The organism is Hujiaoplasma nucleasis (assembly GCF_013745115.1).
GTDB classification, from domain to species: Bacteria; Bacillota_I; Bacilli_A; order Izemoplasmatales; family Hujiaoplasmataceae; genus Hujiaoplasma; species Hujiaoplasma nucleasis.
The window spans coordinates 790,391-811,794 of the sequence record NZ_CP051151.1 but is presented as its reverse complement, the minus strand read 5'-3'; the positions used below and the strand labels follow the sequence as shown (position 1 = coordinate 811,794).

General features: G+C 32.3%; 20 protein-coding genes, 1 other RNA gene and 2 pseudogenes. 22 read left to right on the top strand and 1 reads right to left on the bottom strand.

What is annotated here, in order from left to right; genetic code table 11:
- Nucleotides 1–5: 5 nt before the first annotated feature.
- The 10 genes from eno (at nt 6) to HF295_RS03660 (ending at nt 9,897) form a co-directional block, all read left to right on the top strand.
- Entirely contained in the window at nt 6–1,295 is a 1,290-nt protein-coding gene (gene eno / locus HF295_RS03705) for a phosphopyruvate hydratase (protein WP_312032509.1), read from the top strand.
- A 110-nt stretch (nt 1,296–1,405) separates the two neighbouring features.
- Complete coding sequence (gene secG / locus HF295_RS03700) at nt 1,406–1,627, top strand: preprotein translocase subunit SecG (RefSeq protein ID WP_312032508.1); 222 nt, start codon at nt 1,406–1,408, stop codon at nt 1,625–1,627.
- A 54-nt stretch (nt 1,628–1,681) separates the two neighbouring features.
- Nucleotides 1,682–3,757 carry a ribonuclease R gene (gene rnr / locus HF295_RS03695; protein WP_312032507.1) on the top strand — a complete coding sequence of 692 codons (2,076 nt, stop codon included), beginning with the start codon at nt 1,682–1,684 and terminating at the stop codon, nt 3,755–3,757.
- Between the two features lie 9 nt (nt 3,758–3,766).
- The gene (gene smpB, locus HF295_RS03690) at nt 3,767–4,207 is read left to right on the top strand and encodes an SsrA-binding protein SmpB (protein ID WP_312032506.1); all 441 of its coding nucleotides are present in this window, start codon (nt 3,767–3,769) and stop codon (nt 4,205–4,207) included.
- A gap of 3 nt (nt 4,208–4,210) precedes the next feature.
- Nucleotides 4,211–4,556, top strand: a transfer-messenger RNA (tmRNA) gene (ssrA, locus tag HF295_RS03685).
- A gap of 346 nt (nt 4,557–4,902) precedes the next feature.
- A complete protein-coding gene (locus HF295_RS03680; protein WP_312032505.1) occupies nt 4,903–5,268 on the top strand; it encodes an ArsR/SmtB family transcription factor in 366 nt (121 codons plus the stop codon).
- A gap of 1 nt (nt 5,269) precedes the next feature.
- Nucleotides 5,270–7,630, top strand: coding sequence for a heavy metal translocating P-type ATPase (locus HF295_RS03675; RefSeq protein ID WP_312032504.1), 2,361 nt, complete (start codon nt 5,270–5,272; stop codon nt 7,628–7,630).
- A gap of 217 nt (nt 7,631–7,847) precedes the next feature.
- Nucleotides 7,848–8,360: a DMT family transporter gene (locus HF295_RS03670; RefSeq protein WP_312032503.1), complete on the top strand. Its 513-nt coding sequence runs from the start codon at nt 7,848–7,850 to the stop codon at nt 8,358–8,360.
- Nucleotides 8,361–8,384: 24 nt separating this feature from the next.
- Entirely contained in the window at nt 8,385–8,771 is a 387-nt protein-coding gene (locus HF295_RS03665; protein ID WP_312032501.1) for an EamA family transporter, read from the top strand.
- Nucleotides 8,772–9,531: 760 nt separating this feature from the next.
- Nucleotides 9,532–9,897 (top strand): SdpI family protein, encoded by a 366-nt coding sequence (locus HF295_RS03660; protein WP_312032500.1) that lies wholly within the window; start codon nt 9,532–9,534, stop codon nt 9,895–9,897.
- Nucleotides 9,898–10,313: 416 nt separating this feature from the next.
- Here HF295_RS03660 and HF295_RS08720 read toward each other — a convergent pair.
- A pseudogene (locus HF295_RS08720) lies at nt 10,314–10,463 on the bottom strand (IS3 family transposase); the annotation flags it as partial.
- A gap of 97 nt (nt 10,464–10,560) precedes the next feature.
- Here HF295_RS08720 and HF295_RS03655 point away from each other — a divergent pair.
- The 12 genes and pseudogenes from HF295_RS03655 (at nt 10,561) to HF295_RS03595 (ending at nt 21,404) form a co-directional block, all read left to right on the top strand.
- On the top strand, nt 10,561–11,055 hold the full coding sequence (locus tag HF295_RS03655; RefSeq protein WP_312032498.1) for a nucleotidyltransferase domain-containing protein: 495 nt from the start codon (nt 10,561–10,563) through the stop codon (nt 11,053–11,055).
- Nucleotides 11,045–11,365, top strand: a complete 321-nt coding sequence (locus HF295_RS03650) for a HepT-like ribonuclease domain-containing protein (protein ID WP_312032497.1) — start codon at nt 11,045–11,047, stop codon at nt 11,363–11,365. Before HF295_RS03655 ends, HF295_RS03650 begins: the two co-directional genes overlap by 11 nt.
- 443 nt (nt 11,366–11,808) lie before the next feature.
- A pseudogene (gene alr, locus HF295_RS08735) lies at nt 11,809–12,782 on the top strand (alanine racemase).
- A gap of 128 nt (nt 12,783–12,910) precedes the next feature.
- Nucleotides 12,911–14,050, top strand: coding sequence for an acyl-CoA dehydrogenase (locus tag HF295_RS03635; protein ID WP_312032494.1), 1,140 nt, complete (start codon nt 12,911–12,913; stop codon nt 14,048–14,050).
- A gap of 11 nt (nt 14,051–14,061) precedes the next feature.
- Nucleotides 14,062–14,844: an electron transfer flavoprotein subunit beta/FixA family protein gene (locus HF295_RS03630; protein WP_312032493.1), complete on the top strand. Its 783-nt coding sequence runs from the start codon at nt 14,062–14,064 to the stop codon at nt 14,842–14,844.
- A gap of 7 nt (nt 14,845–14,851) precedes the next feature.
- Nucleotides 14,852–15,838 carry an electron transfer flavoprotein subunit alpha/FixB family protein gene (locus tag HF295_RS03625; RefSeq protein ID WP_312032492.1) on the top strand — a complete coding sequence of 329 codons (987 nt, stop codon included), beginning with the start codon at nt 14,852–14,854 and terminating at the stop codon, nt 15,836–15,838.
- A gap of 80 nt (nt 15,839–15,918) precedes the next feature.
- On the top strand, nt 15,919–16,848 hold the full coding sequence (locus HF295_RS03620) for a LysR family transcriptional regulator (protein ID WP_312032491.1): 930 nt from the start codon (nt 15,919–15,921) through the stop codon (nt 16,846–16,848).
- 124 nt (nt 16,849–16,972) lie between these two features.
- The gene (locus HF295_RS03615; protein ID WP_312032490.1) at nt 16,973–17,578 is read left to right on the top strand and encodes a redox-sensing transcriptional repressor Rex; all 606 of its coding nucleotides are present in this window, start codon (nt 16,973–16,975) and stop codon (nt 17,576–17,578) included.
- The gene (locus tag HF295_RS03610; RefSeq protein ID WP_312032489.1) at nt 17,568–18,329 is read left to right on the top strand and encodes an aminoglycoside phosphotransferase family protein; all 762 of its coding nucleotides are present in this window, start codon (nt 17,568–17,570) and stop codon (nt 18,327–18,329) included. The genes HF295_RS03615 and HF295_RS03610 overlap by 11 nt, the downstream gene beginning before the upstream one ends.
- A complete protein-coding gene (locus HF295_RS03605) occupies nt 18,319–18,570 on the top strand; it encodes a (2Fe-2S) ferredoxin domain-containing protein (protein WP_312032488.1) in 252 nt (83 codons plus the stop codon). The genes HF295_RS03610 and HF295_RS03605 overlap by 11 nt, the downstream gene beginning before the upstream one ends.
- Nucleotides 18,563–20,242, top strand: a complete 1,680-nt coding sequence (locus HF295_RS03600; protein ID WP_312032487.1) for a [Fe-Fe] hydrogenase large subunit C-terminal domain-containing protein — start codon at nt 18,563–18,565, stop codon at nt 20,240–20,242. Before HF295_RS03605 ends, HF295_RS03600 begins: the two co-directional genes overlap by 8 nt.
- A complete protein-coding gene (locus HF295_RS03595) occupies nt 20,235–21,404 on the top strand; it encodes a SpoIIE family protein phosphatase (RefSeq protein WP_312032486.1) in 1,170 nt (389 codons plus the stop codon). Before HF295_RS03600 ends, HF295_RS03595 begins: the two co-directional genes overlap by 8 nt.

Genomic DNA, 21,404 nt, shown 5'->3' with positions numbered 1-21,404 from the left:
TAGTTATGCCAAATATTAGTAGTATTTATGCAAGAGAAGTATTGGATTCAAGAGGGAATCCAACAGTTGAAGTTGAAGTGTTTACAGAATCAGGTGCTTTTGGACGTGCAATCGTTCCATCTGGAGCATCTACAGGTGAACATGAGGCTATCGAATTAAGAGACGGAGATAAAAATAGATACCTAGGAAAAGGTGTTTTAAATGCCGTTGAAAACGTTAATGAAGTTATTGCACCAAACTTAATAGGTTATGATGTTACTTTCCAAACAACTATTGACAAAATTATGTTAGAACTTGATGGAACAGAAAACAAATCTAAATTAGGGGCTAATGCTATTTTAGGTGTATCAATGGCGGTTGCTAGAGCAGCAGCTGATTTTGTTGGCTTACCTTTATACTTGTATTTAGGTGGTTTCAATGCTAAACAATTACCAACTCCAATGATGAATATCATTAATGGTGGATCACATGCGGATAATAATGTCGATTTCCAAGAATTTATGATTATGCCTGTAGGAGCTAAAACATTTAGAGAAGCTTTAAGAATGGGTGCTGAAGTATTCCATAATCTTAAAAAAGTTTTATCTGGATATGGTTTTAATACTGCAGTTGGTGATGAAGGTGGATTCGCACCAGATTTAGAGTCTAACGAAGCAGGCTTAAAAGTCATTATTGAAGCTATTGAAAAAGCTGGATTTAAACCAGGTCAAGATATTGTTTTAGCTATGGATGTAGCAGCGTCTGAATTCTACAATAAAGACAAAAAAGTTTATGAGTTAAAAGGTGAAGGAAAAGAATTAAATTCAGCTGAAATGGTTGATTTTTATGCGAATTTAATTGAAAAATATCCTATTATTTCAATTGAAGATGGATTAGATGAAAATGACTGGGATGGCTGGGCTAAATTAACTAAAAAATTAGGTAAAAAAGTTCAATTAGTGGGTGATGATTTATTCGTTACCAATACGAAAAAATTAGAAAGAGGTATCAAAGAAGGTGTTGGTAACTCAATTCTAATTAAAGTTAACCAAATTGGTACTTTAACTGAAACATTTAACGCAATTGAAATGGCAAAAAGAGCTGGTTATACAGCTGTTGTTTCTCATAGATCTGGTGAAACAGAAGATACAACAATTGCTGAAATCGCAGTTGCTACAAATGCAGGACAAATCAAAACAGGTTCTTTATCTAGAACAGATCGTATTGCAAAATACAATCAATTATTAAGAATTGAAGAAGAACTAGATGAAGTTGCTGAATATTTAGGAAAAGATTCGTTCTATAACCTTAAATAATTAGAATCATAATACATAGCATAAAAAAAGTATTTTTGGTTCTTCCAAAAATACTTTTTTATGTTATAATAGTAACGATACAGAGATATGTACGTTAAGGAGGGCAAATTATGACAGCTTTACATTGGATATTATTTGCTATATCAGCAATTTTAATTGGATTAGTGATGTTACAAGAGTCTAAGAATGATGTTAAAAATACTTTTTCAGGTGAAAAATCAGATTTATTTAAAAACCAAAAACAAAGAGGTCCAGAGTTATTTATGGCAAGATTAACTTTAGGATTCGCTCTAATATTTGGTTTATTTGCGATTTTAGCGACAGTATTATAACATTCAAAAGGACACATCACGTGTTCTTTTTTAATTGGAATAAAAGGAGAATTTATGAAAAACAAGATTTACCATACCATAAAAAAACTAAATTATAAGAAAAGAAGCTTAAATCATATAGCCAAGATTTTAAATATGAAATCTGGAGAAGACTTTCAAGAACTGACTAAGTATCTTAATATTCTAGAAAAAGAGATGAAGATTTATCGTGATAAATCTGGTCTTTATCATGACATAGATAATTCAAGATATGAAAAAGGTATCTTGGATTTAAAACATCAAGGTTATGGTTTTTTGGTATTGGAAGATAAAGCAGATATTTATATTCCTCAAGGTAAATCTTTAACAGCTATGAATGGTGACTTATGTTTAGTTGAGATAACAAGAAGAAAATCTAATTTAAAAATTGAAGGAAAAGTAGTCAAAATATTAGAAAGAAAAATGAAAACAATCATAGGTGAATATTTTGAAGGACAAGTATTCCCTAAAGGTTATTCTTTAGATATTATCTTTGAACTAGAATATAAGGATAGAAAAAAAGTCAATAATAATCAAATCATTAAAACTGAAATCATTGATTATACGCACCCTATCGTCAAAAGAGTCAAACTTTTAGAAGTTTTAGGCAATGCGACTGATGATGGTATTGAAATTTTGGAAATTTCACATAAGTATGGGTTAAATAATGAATTTAGTCCCGAAGAATTAGAATATGCAAATAGTCTTCCGCAAACAGTCTTGAAAGAAGAAATGCAAGATCGTAAAGATTTAAGAAATGAAATAATCTTTACCATTGATTCAGAATCTACCAAAGATATAGATGATGCAATTTCAATTAAGAAAACAAAAGATAAGAACTATGTCTTAGGGGTTCATATTGCCGATGTTAGTCATTATGTGAAAGAAGACTCGGTTTTAGATAAAGCAGCTTATGAAAGAGGAACTTCAGTTTATTTAGCTGATTCAGTTATACCCATGTTGCCAAAAGCCTTATCTAATGGTATTTGTTCATTAAATCCTAATGTAGATCGTTTAGCCATGACCTGCCAAATGGAAATTAATAAATTTGGCGAAGTCATTCATTATGAAATTTATCCTTCAGTTATTCATAGTCAGTACAAAATGACTTACACCAATATTAATAAAATGATTGCTGGAGATCAAGAAATCATTGAAGAGTATAAAGATATTTATCAAAATGTATTAGAAATGAAAGAACTTCAAGATATTTTATCAGCTGTTAGAGAAAAAATGGGATCTATTAATTTTGAGACTATTGAACCAAAATTTATTTTTAACCAATCTGGTAAAATCACTGATATGATCGTACAAGAACGAGGTATAGGAGAACAAATGATTGAAGAGTTTATGTTGGTTGCTAATCAAGTTGTAGCGTCACACATCAATCATTTAGAATTACCCTTTATTTATCGTGTTCATGAACTACCTAATGAGGATAAAATCAATCATGTATTCACCATGGTAAAGGAATTAGGTATTGATATTGAAATAGATGAAGAAATGTCTCAAGAATTATTACAAAAACTATTAAAAAGTGTTGAAGATACTAAATATGAAAAAGTCATTAATACTTTATTATTAAGATCAATGTCCAAGGCTAGATATGCTAAAGAAAGTTTAGGTCATTATGGCTTAGCCTTTGAACATTATACACATTTTACTTCACCTATCAGAAGATATCCTGACTTAATTGTTCATAGAAATCTTAGAAGATATCTTTTTGATAACCATAGGAAAACTAATGATCATATGATTTCTAAATTAGATGACATAGCCAAACAATCTTCTAAACAAGAGCGACTTGCCATGGATGCTGAAAGAGAAATCATGGACATTAAAAAAGCAGAATATATGGAACAATTTTTAAATCAAGAATTTGATGGTGTCATTTCATCTGTACTTAAGTTTGGGGTATTTATTGAATTACCTAACACTGTCGAAGGATTGGTTCATATTTCTACCTTCAAAGAAGAAATGCAATATGATGAGAAAAATATGAAATTAATTGGTCTTTCTACCAATACAAGTTATAATATAGGTAAGGAAGTAAGAGTTAAACTTGTAAAAGTTAATAAAGTTCTAGGTAAAATTGACTTCGAGCTCGTTTAGGGGGAGTATATGAAAGTATTAGCACATAATAAAAAAGTCAGTCATGATTATCATATACTGGAAACATTTGAATTTGGTATTGTCTTAAAAGGTACTGAAATAAAATCAATTAGACAAGGTAAGTTTTCTATTAATGAGTCTTATGTAACCATTACAAAGGATTTTGAACTCATGATTATTAATATGCATGTATCAAAATATGATCACGGAAATTTGTTTAATCATGAAGAAAAAAGAAAAAAGAAGTTATTGGCACATAAACACACTATAAAAAAACTAGAACAAAAACTTAAATTAGAAGGCTTGACTTTAGTTCCAAAAAGAGTATACTTAAAAGACGGATTATGTAAAGTTGAAGTTGTCTTAGCTAAAGGTAAAAAACTATACGATAAACGTCAAAGCAAAAAAAGTGAAGATGCTGAAAAGAGAATTCAAAAAGCACTTTACTAATATGGGGCTGTTCTGGATTCGACAGGGTAGTTCGAGTTTGACTAGCATGCTATCGGCAGATATAAAAATGCATGGTTAAATATAACCGGAAATCAAAATTACGCTTACGCAGCTTAAGAAGAAGCTGCAAATTCATTCAGGTTTGTCTATAGACCTGTCTTGAATTCCAGAAATATAGAATAGTGTATGACCCTGCCTTCTTAAGGGTATTCATGAGATGAATAAGAATAGATAAACATTTGTGTGTAGGTTGGCGTGTGTTTATCGAAACTTTGCAATCTACTAAGCATGTAGAAGGTTAAATGATTGGCTATTTTGGACAGGGGTTCAAATCCCCTCAGCTCCACCATATTGAAAGCATAGGTTTGATACAAAAGTATCAGGCCTTTTTTTCATGCAGAAAGGGCGTTTTCTCCCTATATTCCAAATTCCATATGGCCTGTTTAGGTTCAATATAGATTTTTTGCAGGGCATATTTATTTAATTCGTTCAACCTTTTAACGATTACCCAACCATTTACACGATTACTCAACCATTTACACGATTACAAGTAAATATGTAAAAATATAATGTGTTAATGGAAAATGCACCGCTATATATTCAAACCAATAATAATCAAAAAAATTGACAAAAAGAATGAGATTTGATAATATGTATCGTATGTGAGCAACTTCTCACATAGATTGGAGCGTTTTATGTCTAAAACAAATGTAAATGATGTTTGCACGTGTAATGTTGTTCATCCAGAAAAAGTTAGCAAAGCAATTGAAACACTTCCTGAAGATCAGATTATCTTTGATCTAGCAGATTTTTTCAAATCTATTAGTGATTCTACTCGAATGAAAATAATTCTTGCTTTGGAAGAGACTGAACTTTGTGTTTGTGATTTATCGACAGTGATTAATATTTCTCGCTCTGCAGTATCTCATCAGCTTAGGGTCCTAAGACAAGCAAGACTAGTTAAATTTCGTAAAGAAGGAAATGTTGTTTATTACTCATTAGATGATGAGCATGTACATACAGTGATAAAACAAGGGTTAAATCATATAACTCATAAATAGAATGGAGAAAAAAATGAAAGATATTAAATACAGTTTATCCGATTTGAGTTGTGCAAGTTGCGCAGATAGAATTGAAAGAAAAGTGAATAAACTAGATGATGTTGAGGTGGCTTCAGTGAACTTTGTCACAAAAGAAATCACGATCACACCGAAAAAATCATATGATTCTGAAACTCTTTTCAGCAAAATAAAGAAAATAGTAAAAGACGAAGAAAGTAGCACTGAAGTTTGTGAAATTAGCACAAATCTATTATTTGCGATAGAAGGTCTTGATTGTGCAAATTGCGCTGCTAAAATCGAAGATAAATTAATTAAAACAGATGGCATAATAGATGCCAGCGTTGACTTCATGTCTAAAAAATTAAAATTAGTGTTATCTAACGTGTCAGAGAAAAATAAAATTATAGACATCACTCAAAAAATAATTAGTAAGTTGGAACCTGGGGTTACCATCAGTGAGATAAATCAAGGTGGCGATAGTGATGTTGAAGAAGTTGATGAATCTACATTAAAAAAAGATCTTATTATTTTTGGTGTAGGAATATTGTTATTTATTAGTGCTTTGTTTGTTAAAGAAGACACCCTGCCACATTATGTACTTCTTATATTAAGTTATTTTATTATAGGTGGGGAAGTTGTACTCAAGGCGTTTAAAAATATTTTCAGAGGAAAAGTTTTTGATGAAAATTTTCTGATGACAATTGCTACAGTAGGTGCTTTTATTATTGGAGAGCATCCTGAAGCTGTGGCTGTTATGATATTCTTTCAAATTGGAGAGTTCTTTCAAGATATTGCAGTGAACCGTTCAAGAAGATCTATAAAGAAATTGTTGGATATAAGACCTGATACAGCAATGATACAAAATGGGAAGAACTCAGTGGAAATGCGTATTGAAGAAGTAGGAATCGGCGAGATCATGATTATTAGACCTGGTGAGAGAATTCCACTTGATGGAGAAGTTATAACAGGCAAATCAACAATAGATACGAAGGTCTTAACTGGTGAATCTGTTCCAACAAGTGTATTTCCGGGTGAACAAGTACTCTCAGGTTGTATTAATATTAATGGGGTGCTAACAGTGATGGTTACTAAATTATCTAGTGAATCCACAGTTTCGAAAGTACTTGAGCTTGTTGAAAACGCATCAAGTAAAAAAGCGCCAACTGAAAAATTCATCACAAAATTTGCTAGAGTCTATACTCCAATTGTAGTTATAATTGCAGCCCTTCTAGCATTCATTCCACCATTGCTAATTGAAGGAGCTACATTTGATGAGTGGATTTATAGAGCACTTATTTTCTTGGTTATCTCATGCCCATGTGCGCTGGTTGTTTCTATTCCTCTAGGATTTTTCGGTGGTATAGGAGCTGCGTCTAGAAACGGTATTTTAGTAAAAGGTGGGAATTTCTTAGAAGCACTAAATGATATAGAGATTGCAGTATTTGATAAAACTGGTACATTAACAGAAGGAACGTTTACTGTTACTGAAATCAATACGATGAATGGATTGTCTAATGAGGAATTATTAGAAAAAGCTGCTTATGTTGAAAGTTATTCTAATCATCCTATAGCTGTATCTGTTGTAAGTAAATATAATAAAGAAATCAATCAAAATCTTCTATCAAAAGTTGAAGAAATTTCAGGACATGGTGTAAAAGCAATGTATCAAGGTGCGGAAATTTTGATTGGGAATGCAAGACTTATGGATAAAGAAGGCATTGATTTTCAAGAGTCGAAATCACTTGGATCAATTCTTTATATTGCAATTGACGGGCAATATGCAGGAAATATCGTAGTATCTGACCAAATCAAGAAGGATTCCAAAACAGCTATTCAAATGCTTAAATCCTTTGGAATAAAAAAGATTGTGATGTTGACAGGTGATAAGAAATTAGTGGCAGATTCTGTAGGTAAAGAACTTATGATTGATGAAGTTTATAGTGAGTTATTACCAGAAGATAAACTTATCAAAGTTGAAGAATTATTAAAACAAAAATCAAAAAAAGGAAAACTATTTTTTGTTGGAGATGGAATTAATGACACGCCAGTCTTAGCTAGATCTGATATTGGTATTGCCATGGGTGGACTTGGTGCTGATGCTGCAATAGACGTAGCTGATGTTGTAATCATGAATGATGAACCATCGAAAATTGGGACTGCCGTATTTGTGGCTAAGAGAACACGTAAAATTGTCTGGCAAAATATTTATTTTGCATTAGGAATCAAATTCATGTTTTTGGCTTTAGGAGCTTTAGGCATAGCAACTATGTGGGAGGCCGTAATCGCCGATGTCGGTGTTTCGTTATTAGCTGTTTTAAATGCAATGAGAGTGTTAAACTATAAGTATGATAAATCACTTTAAGAGATTAAACTCAGTTTTATTTGAAATAATATGAAATATAGGGGACTTGATTCCTCAATCCTTTACACTTATTATATGTTTCTTATGATTGATCAAATATCAAGAATTTTAATTGTAAATAATCTAAATCTATGTGAAGAGATCAATGTCAATTTTTTTAAGTGGAAAAATGAAGAATTCGTTAATGACAAGATAATATTATAAGGTGGGTGACCAAATGCTTAGGAATAAAAGTGTAAGATACATAGCTATTGTATATGCCATATTGGCGGCATTATTTTATGGGTTTGGAACACCACTCTCAAAACTTTTGCTTGTACATATTTCACCTTATCTATTGTCATCCTTATTGTATTTTGGAGCGGGTATAGGAATGCTATTTGTAGTCTTGTTCACCAAATCACAAAGAAAATCAAGGTTTGTCAATGAATTTAAGAAAAGAGACCTAAAATTCATCATACTAATGATTGCCCTAGATATTATTGCCCCAATACTTTTAATGATTGGGTTAACAACAACTAACGCATCTACAGCGTCGTTGCTAAATAATTTTGAGATTGTCTTTACAGGAATCATTGCAATGATTTTTTTTAAAGAAATTGTTGGGAGAAAAATGTGGGTTGCTATATCTCTTATCGTACTTGCGGGAGCTATGCTTACATTCGAAGATTTTACCGGATTTCATATATCAATTGGAGCGCTTTTTGTATTAGGAGCAAGTTTAAGCTGAGGTCTGGAAAACAATTGTACTAGAATGTTATCAAAAGGTAACCCTCTACATGTTGTTGTTATTAAAGGTCTAGGCTCAGGTTTGGGGTCGTTGATTATCGCATTAGTAGTGAATCAAGCATCTGTAGTATGGTATTTTGTTATACTGGCGTTATTACTTGGATTCGTTTCTTACGGAATGAGTTTGTACTTTTATATTAGTGCACAAAGACAACTTGGGGCAGCTAGAACCAGTGCATTCTATGCTATTGCACCTTTTGTTGGATCCATTTTCTCTTTTATTGTGCTAAAAGATTCGTTGTCTATAGTTTTTGGGATAGCGTTTATATTAATGATTTTCGGAACATACTTGGCAATCAAAGAAAACAATTCTCATCAAAATAACTCAACAAATGATTTGCATATTTTTTGAAATATTATAATTTTTGAACAATAGTTATTATTTTATATAATTAGTGAGAGAAGAGGTGCACAGATTTTTAATAATGGTGCGTAAATGTATCAAAATAGGTCAACTAACACAAATTACGATTGTAGCTTTAATATCAATATATAAAACAATAAGGGACTAGTTATATTTCTATTATTAAGCCTATTATAACCTGTGGAATGTGATTATAGTTTCGTGATTTTAAAACAACTAAAATATGAACTTTTAGCATTATTTATAGTAAAGTTAGTCTAGAGGTTGTAGTAAAGTTAGTCTAGAGGTTATCAAAAACAGTGATAAAGTCCATAATGACAAGACATTTCAACTATTAAAGTTTATTTCACACCCTAAAACATAGGTTTAATGCCTTTGTTTAGCGGTTTATAAGAATAAACTTTTTTTATTTGTTACATAAATGACTCATTAAAAGGATAAATAAACTAAAAATATGAGCAGTTTTGATTAGTTTATCGCTAATTTATGGAAATAGTACTTGAGGAGATTTGGATTTCAATGATATTGCCAAAAACCATGGAGTTTAGGGGAGTTATTATTCGTAGAGATACTAGACATTAGTAGAAGTAATTTTCAAGCAAATAAGATGAATATCCCATTTTGTATTTTAAAACGTGTTATCTCGTGCTATACTTAAAATAACATGAACAACTATGGGGGTACAAAAGGATAATTACTAGTTTGCTATGGTGGGCGTAGAGATTGCAGTACTAATGGAGGGGTTTGAATGCTATATTGGACAATAATTGGTGTTTGGATTTTTTTAGAAACTTTTGTGGTTCTAAAGATAATCTTAGGAATTATATTTTTCAAATTTACACCAAAAAGAAATGGAATATTTGGATTTAGAACTGAAAAGTCTTTGTCGAGTGAAAAGATATGGAAAATTGCAAATGTTGAATTTGGTAAATTATTTATTTTTTTTGGAGTTATCGAATTATTTACTTCATTATCAACGTTAGGTTTGACTTTTCAAGGTTTTGAGCGTGTTGATGAAACTATAATTCCATTGATATATTTATTAATATATATAATTACAACATGGTTTACTGTGATATTCGTTATAAGAAAGATCAAAAATATTGATAACTAATCGTGTTATGGGGGAGAGAATATGCAGTGGGTATGGCGGCACCCAATACACTCATTCTAAAACTAATTTGAACATTTCAAAGTTAGATCAGATAGTTACTGATTTTACTCAGTGTTTAGTTAGAAGATGACGAAAGTAATTAAATACACAGCATGGTGTTAAGATTGCATCTAAGATAAAAATGAAGCTCCTAGAACTTTAAGGAGCTTTTTTTATGAAAATATATTCTTTGATAAAATAAGTCAATATTACCCACATGTTATAGAATTTAGAAAAATTTACATAAATCTCTAACTATATACGCAAAAAAAAGTAAACTTAGGTCAGGGGTACTTGAAATTGACGTAAACTTAGTAATGACAAGACATATTTTTAATAATCGAAGCTGACACATGATATTTTATGTGTTAGCTTTTTTATATAGTCCCTCTTTTTAGATTAGATGGAATCATACCAATACTTGAATGCAGTCTTTTCTTATTGTAATAATCCATATATTCATGTACATTTAGTTTGTAAGCTTGATCTGTTGGAAAAGGATAACTAGGATAAACAGCTTCTCTTTTGAAGTGTGAGAAAACTTATTCGATACCTCAACGGGGTACAAATTAATTGACAAATACCCCAATGGAGTATATAATATTACTGTAGGTGGTGAATACTATGTCTAATAATATTAAAATAGTTAGAGAAAACTTAGAATTAACACAAGAACAAGTTTCATTATTAACTGGAATACCAGTAAAAACATTAAGAAACTGGGAACAAGAAGTAAGGAAACCCAGCGAGTGGACAATTGATTTAGTTATGGATAGGTTACTAAGAGTAAAAATGGAAGAATATGCTAAGATCGATGAATCCTCAGGTGTTTTGTCATTTTTAACAATAAAAGAAAACATAAGTAAAATAGCTAAAAATTATGATATTGAAAAAGTATATTTGTTTGGATCATATGTCAAAGGTCAAGCTACACAAAATAGTGATGTTGATCTATATATGGAGTCTGATTTATACGGTTTAAAATATTTTGAATTTGTTGAACAACTAAGAGAAAATTTAAAGAAAAAAGTGGAAGTTCTAAGTAATAAAACTGTTCAAGAATATTCGAAAATTGATGAAGAAATTAAAAAGTCAGGAGCGTTGATTTATGAAAGATAAGATATATATTGATCGTATCATTAAGTATGCAAAGAAAATTTGCAGATATATGGAAGAAGTCGATACATTCACAGACTTTGAGAACAATGACGAGAAAGTCGATGCAGTTATATTAAATTTAGAACAAATCGGGGAAACAGCAAAGAAACTTTCAGATGAGACAAAACAAATTTATAATTCTATTCATTGGCCAAGCATTATTGGCTTAAGAAATATGATATCACATGAATACGAAGGTATTAGACTGAATATCATTTATGACATTGCTACAGCAAATATACCAGAATTGCTATCTAATTTAAATAAATAATATGAACTTTTAACAGCATTTATAGTAAAGTTCCTATAGAGGTTATCAAAAACAGTGATATAGTCCATAAAGACAAGACAACTTGTTATTACTAAGTTTATTTATACCGTTTAAGTCCTAATTAAAGGCCTTTAACGGTGATAGACTTATTGTGATATATACAGTGAAACAGGTGATTATTCACCTGTTTTTTCTATTTTAATAGTAAAAATACATGTACAATAGTGTTCAAGAGCAGAGGGGACTTGAACTTGAAAAAAAACTAGAAGAATTGTGGAGTTGGGGGGACTTGAACTTTTGATATTAAGCAAAGAAAAAGACCGCCTCTCGGCGATCTTAAGGAAGGGGATGTGTGTGTAAATCCACACATGCTATGTAAGGGATAAGTTGCGACCAAGTCGCACTTTATATATACCACAGATTTTTTTGTTATTCAATGTGTTATGAGTGCTAAATTATGCAAACTCTACTTTCTGTTTTATGTGGAGTTTTTTGCGGTGGCTGATTTGTTCGAAGCCATCGAACTAAGAAAAGCAGGAATTAAAGATGTCATTTTAATTCTTGGTAAAACCACCATTGAGCAAATCCCTATGATCAAAGAATATGATTTGGTTCAAACCATTGATTCATTAGATTATGCTAAACAGATTAATGAACTCAATATTCCCATCAATGTTCATTTGATTATTGATACAGCAATGAGTCGTTTTGGTATTTATTGTCATCAAGAAACAGGCCTTGATCAAACCATTGAAGAAGTGATTCAAATCGATCAATTGCCTAATCTAACTTTCAAGGGTTTTTATACACATTTTGCCTGTGCCGATGAAACGAATAACCATATCACTTTAAACAGTTTCATTTATTTGAAACCTTGATAAAAAGATTAGAAGGAAAAGGTCGTGATTTAGGTATTAAACATTGTTCAAATAGTGCTTCGACGATTAAGTTTCCTAACCACAGTTTGGATATGGTTAGATGTGGGATTGCTTTGTATGGTTACCCACCGGTTCAAACCGATGAGCCATTTCTTCCGGTCATGGAAGTGAAGGCTAGGGTTATAGCGATAAGGAAGGTATTGCCTGGTGATGGGGTAAGTTATGGACATACATACAAAGTTGAACAGCCACGAGTATTTGCTTCTATTGGCATTGGCTATGCAGACGGCTACCAAAGGCTTTTTTCGAATCAAGACTTCTTTGTATTTAAACAATAATCTTTGCCTATGGTTGGGCGTGTATGCATGGGCGTGACGATGGATGCAACTGATGTTCATCTTTCGGTTGGCGATCAAGTCGAGGTTTTTGGATTAAATAAGTCTTTAGATTTCATGGCAAAAACGGTTCAAACCATTACCTATGAGTTGTTGACAAATATGAGTAAAAAGAGAATTTGTTTTCATTATTTAGAAACTTAATTGTTCAATTAGGTATAAGTGATATGTTATAAGCACATCACTTTTTTATATACCTTGAGTTATTGTTTTATATTAAATTATCACCTATAATTATAGTGAATAAATATTCATATTTTGAGGTGAAAAAAATGGATTTAAGTTTTGATAAAGAGCACTTGTTGTTAGAACAAATGTTGGATTATTTTACACTCAATGAAGTAAAGCCTTTGGCAAGTGAAATTGATGAGTTAGAAAGATTCCCTGAAGAAACTGTAAAGAAAATGGCTGAAGTGGGTTTGATGGGAATTCCTTTTCCGAATCAATACGGTGGCGTTGATGGTGATTATATAGGATATATTTTAGCTGTAGAAAAACTATCTCAAGCTTGTGCGACGACTGGAGTTATTCTTTCGGCACATACATCACTATGTGCGGGACCGATTTACGAGTATGGCACGGAAGATCAAAAGCAGAGATATTTGAAGCCTTTGGCCTCTGGAGAAAAACTCGGAGCTTTTGCTTTAACTGAGCCAAACGCTGGAACTGATGCATCAAAACAAGAAACAATTGCGGTTAAGGATGGAAATAACTATATCATCAATGGTTCGAAAATCTTTATTACAAATGCTGAGTATGCTGATGTATTTATTGTGATGGCCATGACTGATAGGACATTAGGAACAAGAGGAATTAGTGCTTTCATTTTGGAAAAAGGAATGAAAGGTTTTACGGTTGGAAAAAAGGAAAAGAAAATGGGTATTAGGGGGTCATCAACCTGTGAGTTGATATTCGAAGACGTTGTAGTACCTGAAATGAATATGTTAGGGAAACCTGGCTATGGATTTAAAATAGCTATGAGTACTTTAGATTCAGGAAGAATCGGAATAGCAGCTCAAGCTTGTGGAATTGCCAAGGGAGCTTTGAACGAAACCCTAACCTATGTTAAAGAAAGAAAACAATTCAATAAAACAATTTCACAGTTTCAAAACACACAGTTTGTTTTAGCTGATTTAGCGACAAAAATTGATGCAGCACGTCTATTAACTTATCGAGCAGCTTACAATAAACAACATAAAATGTCTTTTAGCAAAGAGGCTGCGATGGCAAAGTTGTATGCTTCTGAAGTTGCTGTAGAAATGGCAAATAAAGCTATACAGCTTCATGGAGGATATGGTTATTCAAGAGAATATCCAGTGGAGCGAATGATGCGTGATGCAAAAATCACGGAAATATATGAAGGAACTTCAGAAGTTCAAAAAATGGTCATTGCATCATACTTGTTGAAATAGGAGGAATCGAAATGAAAATAGTTGTTTGTGTTAAGCAAGTACCAAATACAGCGAATGTTAAAATTGACCCAGTGACAGGCACGATGATACGCGAGGGTGTTGAATCTATCATCAATCCTGATGATTTGGCAGCAGTCGAAGCAGCACTTAGAATCAAAGAACAATCAGGTGGTGAGATCATTGCTTTAACAATGGGGCCATTACAGGCAGATAAGGCTTTAAGAGAATGTTTAGCGATGGGCGTTGATAAGGCCATTTTATTATCTGATCGTTTGTTCGCCGGAGCCGATACTTGGGTCACTAGTTTGGTCTTGTCAAAAGCTATTGAAATGATTCAACCAGACTTGGTGATTGCTGGAAGACAAGCAATTGATGGTGACACCGCCCAAGTTGGGCCACAAATTGCTGAACATTTGAAGATTCCGAGTGTGGCCTATGTTAGTCAAATTGATGTGATTGAAGATGGTTTCATTGTGAAGCGTGACTTTGAAGATAGATATTATCGAATAAAGGTAAAAAAACCATGTTTAATGACCGTGCTGAAAGAACTGAATAAGCCAAGATATATGAATGTTCGAAAAATCTATCAAGCCTTCCAAGAAGGATTGGTTGTTGTGTGGGATAACTCATATTTAAATATATCTGTAGATCAATTAGGGTTAAAAGGGTCTCCTACAAAAGTGAAGAAATCATTCACTAAAGGCGCTAAGTCAGCCGGTAAAATATTTGACGTTTCACCCGGCGAAGCTGCAACAATCATTATTGATAAGTTAAAAGAAAACTATGTTTTGTGAGGAAATTATGGAAAATTATCAAGGTGTTTTAGTTTTTATTGAACAAAGAGATGGTGTTTTGCATCAAGTGGGAATTGAGTTGTTAGGAGCAGGAAGAAAATTAGCGAATCAATTAAACGTATCATTATATGCTTGTGTTTTAGGTTATCAAATTGAAGGGTTATTACCACTCATTAATCAATATGGTCCAGATGAAATCTATTGGATGGATGATATGCTTTTGGATAAATACATCAATGAACCATATACAAAAGCCTTAACTGAAGTTATTCATCGAATTAAGCCTGAAGTTGTATTAATTGGAGCTACAACGATAGGTCGTGATTTAGCACCACGAGTGAGTTCAAGATTGCATACAGGATTAACCGCTGATTGCACTGAACTAGATATTGATGAAAATCGACAATTGCTGATGACAAGACCAGCTTTTGGAGGGCATTTAATGGCAACTATCATTTGTCCAGACCACCGTCCTCAAATGTCAACTGTTCGTCCAGGTGTTATGGTCAAGCCTCAAATCGACTTAAATCATCAAGCGAAAATCACCAAACTTAAATCAGTGTTGGTGCCATCAGATATGAACATTGAGTTACTTGAAGAAGTGTTTGAGGAAAAGGAAAAAATTAATATTCAAGATGCTAAAGTGTTGGTATCTGTAGGAAGAGGTGTTGGGTCAATCAACCAGATGAAAATTTGTGAAAGACTTGCTAAAAGATTATCTGGTGAGTTATCTGGAACAAGGCCAGTGATTGAAAGTGGTTGGCTTGATAAAAGTCGCCAAGTCGGACAAACAGGTGTAACTGTTCGTCCTGATGTTTATATTGCTTGTGGTATTTCAGGCGCAATTCAACATGTTTCAGGAATGGATGATTCAGGATTAATCATTGCCATCAATAAGAATCCAGCAGCTGCCATTTTTGATGTCGCTGATATTGGCATCATTGGTGATGCTTCAAAAGTCATTGATGCAATCAACAAAATGTTAACTAAGTAATCACTAAAAAAAAGAATATTTAGGCTAATAATATTCTTTAAAAATAACAATCGTTATGTTATAATGTGATGGGTGATTTGATGAATCTATTACATTTAAAATATGCTTGTGAAATTGAAAAGACCATGTCAATATCAAAAGCAGCTGAAAATCTTTATATGTCTCAGCCAAACTTATCTAGAGCGATGAAGGATTTGGAATCTTCATTAAATATTCAAATTTTTGAGCGTACACCAAAAGGAATGAAACTAACGGTTAAAGGTGAAGAGTTTTTATATTATGCTAAGAAAATTCTATCTGAAGTAAGAGATATTGAATCTCTATATTTAAATGAAGATTTTTCTATATCAAAGTTTTCAATATCAGTACCAAGAGCGAGTTATATCTCAAATGCATTTACCAATTTCGCAAAGAAGTTGAGCCAAACAAAAAAATGTGAAATCTATTATAAAGAAACCAACTCTTTAAAGGCGATTAATAATATATTAAACTCTTATTACAATTTAGCAATCATTCGATATCAAATCAATTATGATAATTATTTCAAAGCATTGATTAAAGAAAAAGGATTTAAATATGAAGTTATTTCAGAATTCTCTTATCAACTATTTATGTCTAGACATCATCCTTTGGCTCAAAAAGATCAGATTCTCTTAGAAGATTTATCACAATATATCGAGATTGCTCACGCTGATCCTTATGTGCCATCATTATCGATGGTTGATGTTAAGAAAGAAGAGTTCTCAAATGATATTAAGAGACGAATTTTTGTTTATGAAAGAGCCAGTCAATTTGAGTTGCTTTCATCGGTTCATTCAACGTATATGTGGGGATCACCTTTATCTGATGATTTGTTAGACAAATACGATTTGGTTCAAATTAAGTGTGATGATTTATCAAAGGTACATAAAGACGTGCTAATTTATTTAAAGTCATATCGATTATCTCCATTAGACCATGAATTTTTGGAAGAAATTATAAAGTCAAAACGAGATTTATTAAAACTTTAAGCCAACATTTGTTGGCTTTTTCTTTTATCAGTACGTATATATCGATAATGATATATCGATATTTATTTTTGATATTATATTTTATATTACCGTTTTGATAAGATATCTATGGGGGCGTGATAGAGTGTTACAAAATTGTCAAACAGAGGCTTTTTTAGAGAGATTACCAATCTATTTAAACCAATTAAGTCAATATTCAAGTGATTATGTATCCGCTTCTATTTTGGCTAAAGATTTAGGCCTAGGAGAAGTTCAAGTTCGCAAGGACTTGGCCAAGATCAGTCGAGGGGGAAAACCAAAAGTAGGGTATATATTAAACGATTTAAAAGCTGATATAGAGCGGTATATGGGTTTTGATCAACCTACAAACGCAGTGATCATTGGTATGGGAAAGTTAGGTCGTTCTTTATATAACTATCATGGTTTCCAACAATATCATATCGAAATTATTGGTGCCTTTGATATTCGGGAATCGTTTATACATGTTGATCAGTTGAACGAATATTGCCAAGAGCATCATATTGATGTTGCGATTTTGACTGTACCGAAGGATGAAGCGCAAAAAATATCAGATATAATCATTAAGGCAGGTATTAAGGCGATATGGAATTTTTCTCCAACACGTCTTAATGTTCCATCTGATGTGGTGGTCCAAAACGAAAATTTGGCTGTATCTTTGTCGATATTGATTAAACATTATAACGATCGGAGAAAAAATCATGGATTATGAAAAAATTATTGGTGTAAGAACCGATAAAACGATATATAAAGATGGTACTCGAGTGATTAAGGTTTTTAACCATCATTATAAAAAGTCACAGGTCTTAAACGAAGCTTTGAATTTGGCGAAAGTAGAAGAAACGGATTTAAATGTCCCTAAGGTAAGAGCTGTCTATCAAGAAAATAATCATTGGGTGATTGAACTGTCATTTATCAAGGGAAAAACTTTGTTGCGATTAATGCAGGAGCATCCATCGAGATTTAATGAATATTTAAAACAGTTTATAGAGTTACAAATTAAAGTCCATCATACTAAAGCGCCGATGTTATCCAAAATGAAAGATAAGCTTGGGTATAAAATTGAAGATTCAATGTTAAGTGCAACAGTGAGAATGTTTGTAAGACAGTCGTTAGATCAAAAGAAATCAGATTTATTTTTATGCCACGGTGATTTTTTTCCAGGGAACATTATCATTGATGAAAATAATCAACCATTTATTATCGATTGGGCTCATGTTTCTTTAGGGCCAAAGTTGGCTGATATTGCAAATACCTTTTTAGATTTATGGGTTGAGTTTGATCGGTCAGTGGCTGAAATGTATTTAAACATGTATATTGATTTAACAAATGACTCAAGAGAAGAAATTTTATCATGGCTTCCAATTGTATCAGCGGCTAGATCGAATCGTGGTATCAAATCTGAACGAGACTTCTTATTAAAGTTGGTTCAACAATCAATGGAGGAGAACAATGGTTATTAAGATATGTATTGGCAGTTCATGCCATTTAAAAGGATCAAGAATGATTGTGGAGCAATTTCAACGATTACTAGAAAAACATCAACTGACAGATGAAGTCAAGTTACTTGGGCAGTTTTGTATGGGACAGTGTCAAAAAGGAGTGAATGTAACGATTAATCAACAAATGATTTCTGTTGAACCTAGTGATGTTGAAACAGTGTTTAATACTTATGTGTTAAAGGTTTTGAATCATCATGAATGAATATATCATATTAAACAAAAACCAATGTAAAAATTGTTATAAATGTATCCGAAACTGTCCTGTAAAATCAATTGAATTTACTACACATCAAGCGAAAGTCGTTCCTGGTGAGTGCATTTTATGTGGAAGATGTTACGTCCATTGTCCTCAAAATGCGAAAGAAATATCGAGTGACTTAGAGAAGGTTAAGGTATTGCTTCAACAAAAAGAAAAAGTGATAGTAAGTATTGCGCCATCTTTTATAGCCAATTATGATGGTGTCGATATTGATGTTTTAAGAGAGTTATTAATTGAGCTAGGTTTTTATGATGTTGAAGAAACAGCGATTGCGGCAGAATGGGTTAAAGATTCTTATCAAGATTATTTGGAACAATATCAACCTTCTATTTTGATCACTTCAGCTTGTCATTCAGTCAATTTATTGATTCAAAAATATTATCCTGATTTATTAGAGTATTTAGTTCCGGTTAAGTCACCTATGCAAGCACATGGGCAAGATATAAAAACTAGATATCAAGATGCTGCGGTAGTATTTATTGGTCCTTGTATTTCTAAAAAGGATGAAGCAGATTCATACCCCGGTTTTATTGATGCCGTATTAACTTTTGATGAATTGTCAATGATGATTCAAGAGAAAGGTATGTCATTTAATCAGTACAAGAATGGTGATAAAGACGATGAACCTTTTAAATCGCGATTCTTTCCAACCAATGGTGGTATCATTAAAAGTTTAAATCATTATAACGATGATATTCATTACTTATCAATCGATGGCGTTGAAAGATGTATGGCCACTTTAGATGATATACGAAAAGGGAATCTAACTCATTGCTTTATTGAGATGTCTGCTTGTGAGGGGAGTTGTGTCGGTGGTCCAATTATGGAAAAACACCACAAAACACCTTTAAGGGATTATTTGCGTATTGTTGATTATGCTGGTGAGCATAACTTAGGAAGAAAAACATCGAAAAGTTTAACGAAATATTTTATGCCAATCACTAAAAAGAGAAATGAACCAACCATTGAAGAGATATCTAGCATTTTAAAACAAATGGGGAAAAACAATCCTATGGATGAGCTGAATTGTGGATCATGTGGCTATAATACCTGTAGAGAGAAAGCTTTAGCGATTCATCAGGGTAAGGCCGATTTCACCATGTGTTTACCTTTTCTAAAGGAAAGAGCAGAAAGTTTTTTTCATAATATTTTAGATCATACGCCATCAGGAATTATTGTTTTAAATGAACAATTAGAAATTCAACAATTTAATAAAATGGCTAAGAGGATATTTAATATTCATCATCGACGCGATATCTTAGGAGAGAAAATATTTAATATCTTAAATCATAAAGATTTAGAAGATATATTGCATAAACACACTCAAGTCAATCATAAAAATGTCTACTTGGCTGAGTACAAAAAAACAGTTAAGGAAACCATTGTTTATGATGATAATTATCGGATTACAATGATCATCATTGATGATATTTCACAAGAAATCATCAATCGCAAGAATAAAGTATTAATGAGCAAGCAAACCATTGAAGTGACTGATCAAGTGGTTGAAAAACAAATGCGAATTGTTCAAGAGATTGCATCTTTATTAGGTGAAACAGCGGCTGAAACGAAGATTGCTTTAACACATTTGAAGGAGCAAATCTTAGATGAATAGTTTGTTTATTGAATTTGACTATGGATCATTAAATAAATATCTAGAGCCTATTTGTGGTGATCATATTGATGTCGTTAATCAAAATGATCAATTGGTCATCGTTTTAGCTGATGGTTTAGGAAGTGGGGTTAAAGCAAGTATTCTTTCAACACTCACATCCAAAATCATATCGACAATGATTTCTCAAGGTATGAGTTTAAAAGATTGTATTGAAACAATAGCTCATACTTTACCTATATGTAAAAAACGCGGGATTGCATATTCAACATTTACAGTGATGAGATTTATTGATTCAACTCGAGTGGAAATCATTGAATTTGATAACCCTGAAGTAATCTTAATTAGAGATTCAATCGATTATCCGATTCGCCGAGTTGAGAAAGAAGTATCTGGGAAAAAGATTTATTATGCATCTTTAGAATTAAAAGAGGAAGATATTTTTATTTCAATGAGTGATGGATGTGTATATGCTGGGGTTGGTAATGAATTTAATTTTGGTTGGCAGAAAGAGCAAATTTTTGATTATATGAAGGCTTTTTATAGAGCCGATATTACTGCTAAAAATTTAGTTAAAATATTGCTAGAAAAATGTGAAAAATTGTATGCATATAAACCTGGCGATGATACCACAGTAGGTATTGCTAGAGTCGTAAAAAGAGAACCTTTACATCTAATGATTGGTCCACCAAAAAAGAATTTTGATGATCAACGTGTAATGAAACTATTTTTCTCTAAGACAGGAAAAAAGGTGATATGTGGAGGTACTACCTCAGAGTTGGTCGCAAGGTATTTGCATCAAGATTTAAAGACATCCATTGAGTATGTTGACCCTAACATTCCTCCCATTGCTTTTATTCCTGGGGTAGATTTAGTGACTGAAGGGGTAATTACCATCAACAAGGTGTTAGAAAATATTAAAGACTATGTTAAAGACAATCAGACCTATCAAAGATGGGGTTATAAAAAGGATGGTGCTTCTTTGTTAACTAGAATGCTCATAGAGAAGTCAACGGACATCCATTTCTATGTTGGACAGGCCATCAATCCTGCACATCAAAATCCGGACTTACCGATACAGTTTAATATTAAAATGCAATTGGTTGAAGCATTAAGTCATGCATTAAAAGACATGGGCAAACAAATAACAATGAGCTATTTTTAG

Excerpts from the sequence above, each read along its gene's own strand:
- eno (WP_312032509.1), top strand. The coding sequence starts at position 6 with ATGCCAAATATTAGTAGTATTTATGCAAGAGAAGTATTGGATTCAAGA.
- secG (WP_312032508.1), top strand. The coding sequence starts at position 1,406 with ATGACAGCTTTACATTGGATATTATTTGCTATATCAGCAATTTTAATT.
- rnr (WP_312032507.1), top strand. The coding sequence starts at position 1,682 with ATGAAAAACAAGATTTACCATACCATAAAAAAACTAAATTATAAGAAA.
- smpB (WP_312032506.1), top strand. The coding sequence starts at position 3,767 with ATGAAAGTATTAGCACATAATAAAAAAGTCAGTCATGATTATCATATA.
- HF295_RS03680 (WP_312032505.1), top strand. The coding sequence starts at position 4,903 with ATGTCTAAAACAAATGTAAATGATGTTTGCACGTGTAATGTTGTTCAT.
- HF295_RS03675 (WP_312032504.1), top strand. The coding sequence starts at position 5,270 with ATGGAGAAAAAAATGAAAGATATTAAATACAGTTTATCCGATTTGAGT.
- HF295_RS03670 (WP_312032503.1), top strand. The coding sequence starts at position 7,848 with ATGCTTAGGAATAAAAGTGTAAGATACATAGCTATTGTATATGCCATA.
- HF295_RS03665 (WP_312032501.1), top strand. The coding sequence starts at position 8,385 with ATGTTATCAAAAGGTAACCCTCTACATGTTGTTGTTATTAAAGGTCTA.
- HF295_RS03660 (WP_312032500.1), top strand. The coding sequence starts at position 9,532 with ATGCTATATTGGACAATAATTGGTGTTTGGATTTTTTTAGAAACTTTT.
- HF295_RS03655 (WP_312032498.1), top strand. The coding sequence starts at position 10,561 with ATGTCTAATAATATTAAAATAGTTAGAGAAAACTTAGAATTAACACAA.
- HF295_RS03650 (WP_312032497.1), top strand. The coding sequence starts at position 11,045 with ATGAAAGATAAGATATATATTGATCGTATCATTAAGTATGCAAAGAAA.
- HF295_RS03635 (WP_312032494.1), top strand. The coding sequence starts at position 12,911 with ATGGATTTAAGTTTTGATAAAGAGCACTTGTTGTTAGAACAAATGTTG.
- HF295_RS03630 (WP_312032493.1), top strand. The coding sequence starts at position 14,062 with ATGAAAATAGTTGTTTGTGTTAAGCAAGTACCAAATACAGCGAATGTT.
- HF295_RS03625 (WP_312032492.1), top strand. The coding sequence starts at position 14,852 with ATGGAAAATTATCAAGGTGTTTTAGTTTTTATTGAACAAAGAGATGGT.
- HF295_RS03620 (WP_312032491.1), top strand. The coding sequence starts at position 15,919 with ATGAATCTATTACATTTAAAATATGCTTGTGAAATTGAAAAGACCATG.
- HF295_RS03610 (WP_312032489.1), top strand. The coding sequence starts at position 17,568 with ATGGATTATGAAAAAATTATTGGTGTAAGAACCGATAAAACGATATAT.
- HF295_RS03605 (WP_312032488.1), top strand. The coding sequence starts at position 18,319 with ATGGTTATTAAGATATGTATTGGCAGTTCATGCCATTTAAAAGGATCA.
- HF295_RS03600 (WP_312032487.1), top strand. The coding sequence starts at position 18,563 with ATGAATGAATATATCATATTAAACAAAAACCAATGTAAAAATTGTTAT.
- HF295_RS03595 (WP_312032486.1), top strand. The coding sequence starts at position 20,235 with ATGAATAGTTTGTTTATTGAATTTGACTATGGATCATTAAATAAATAT.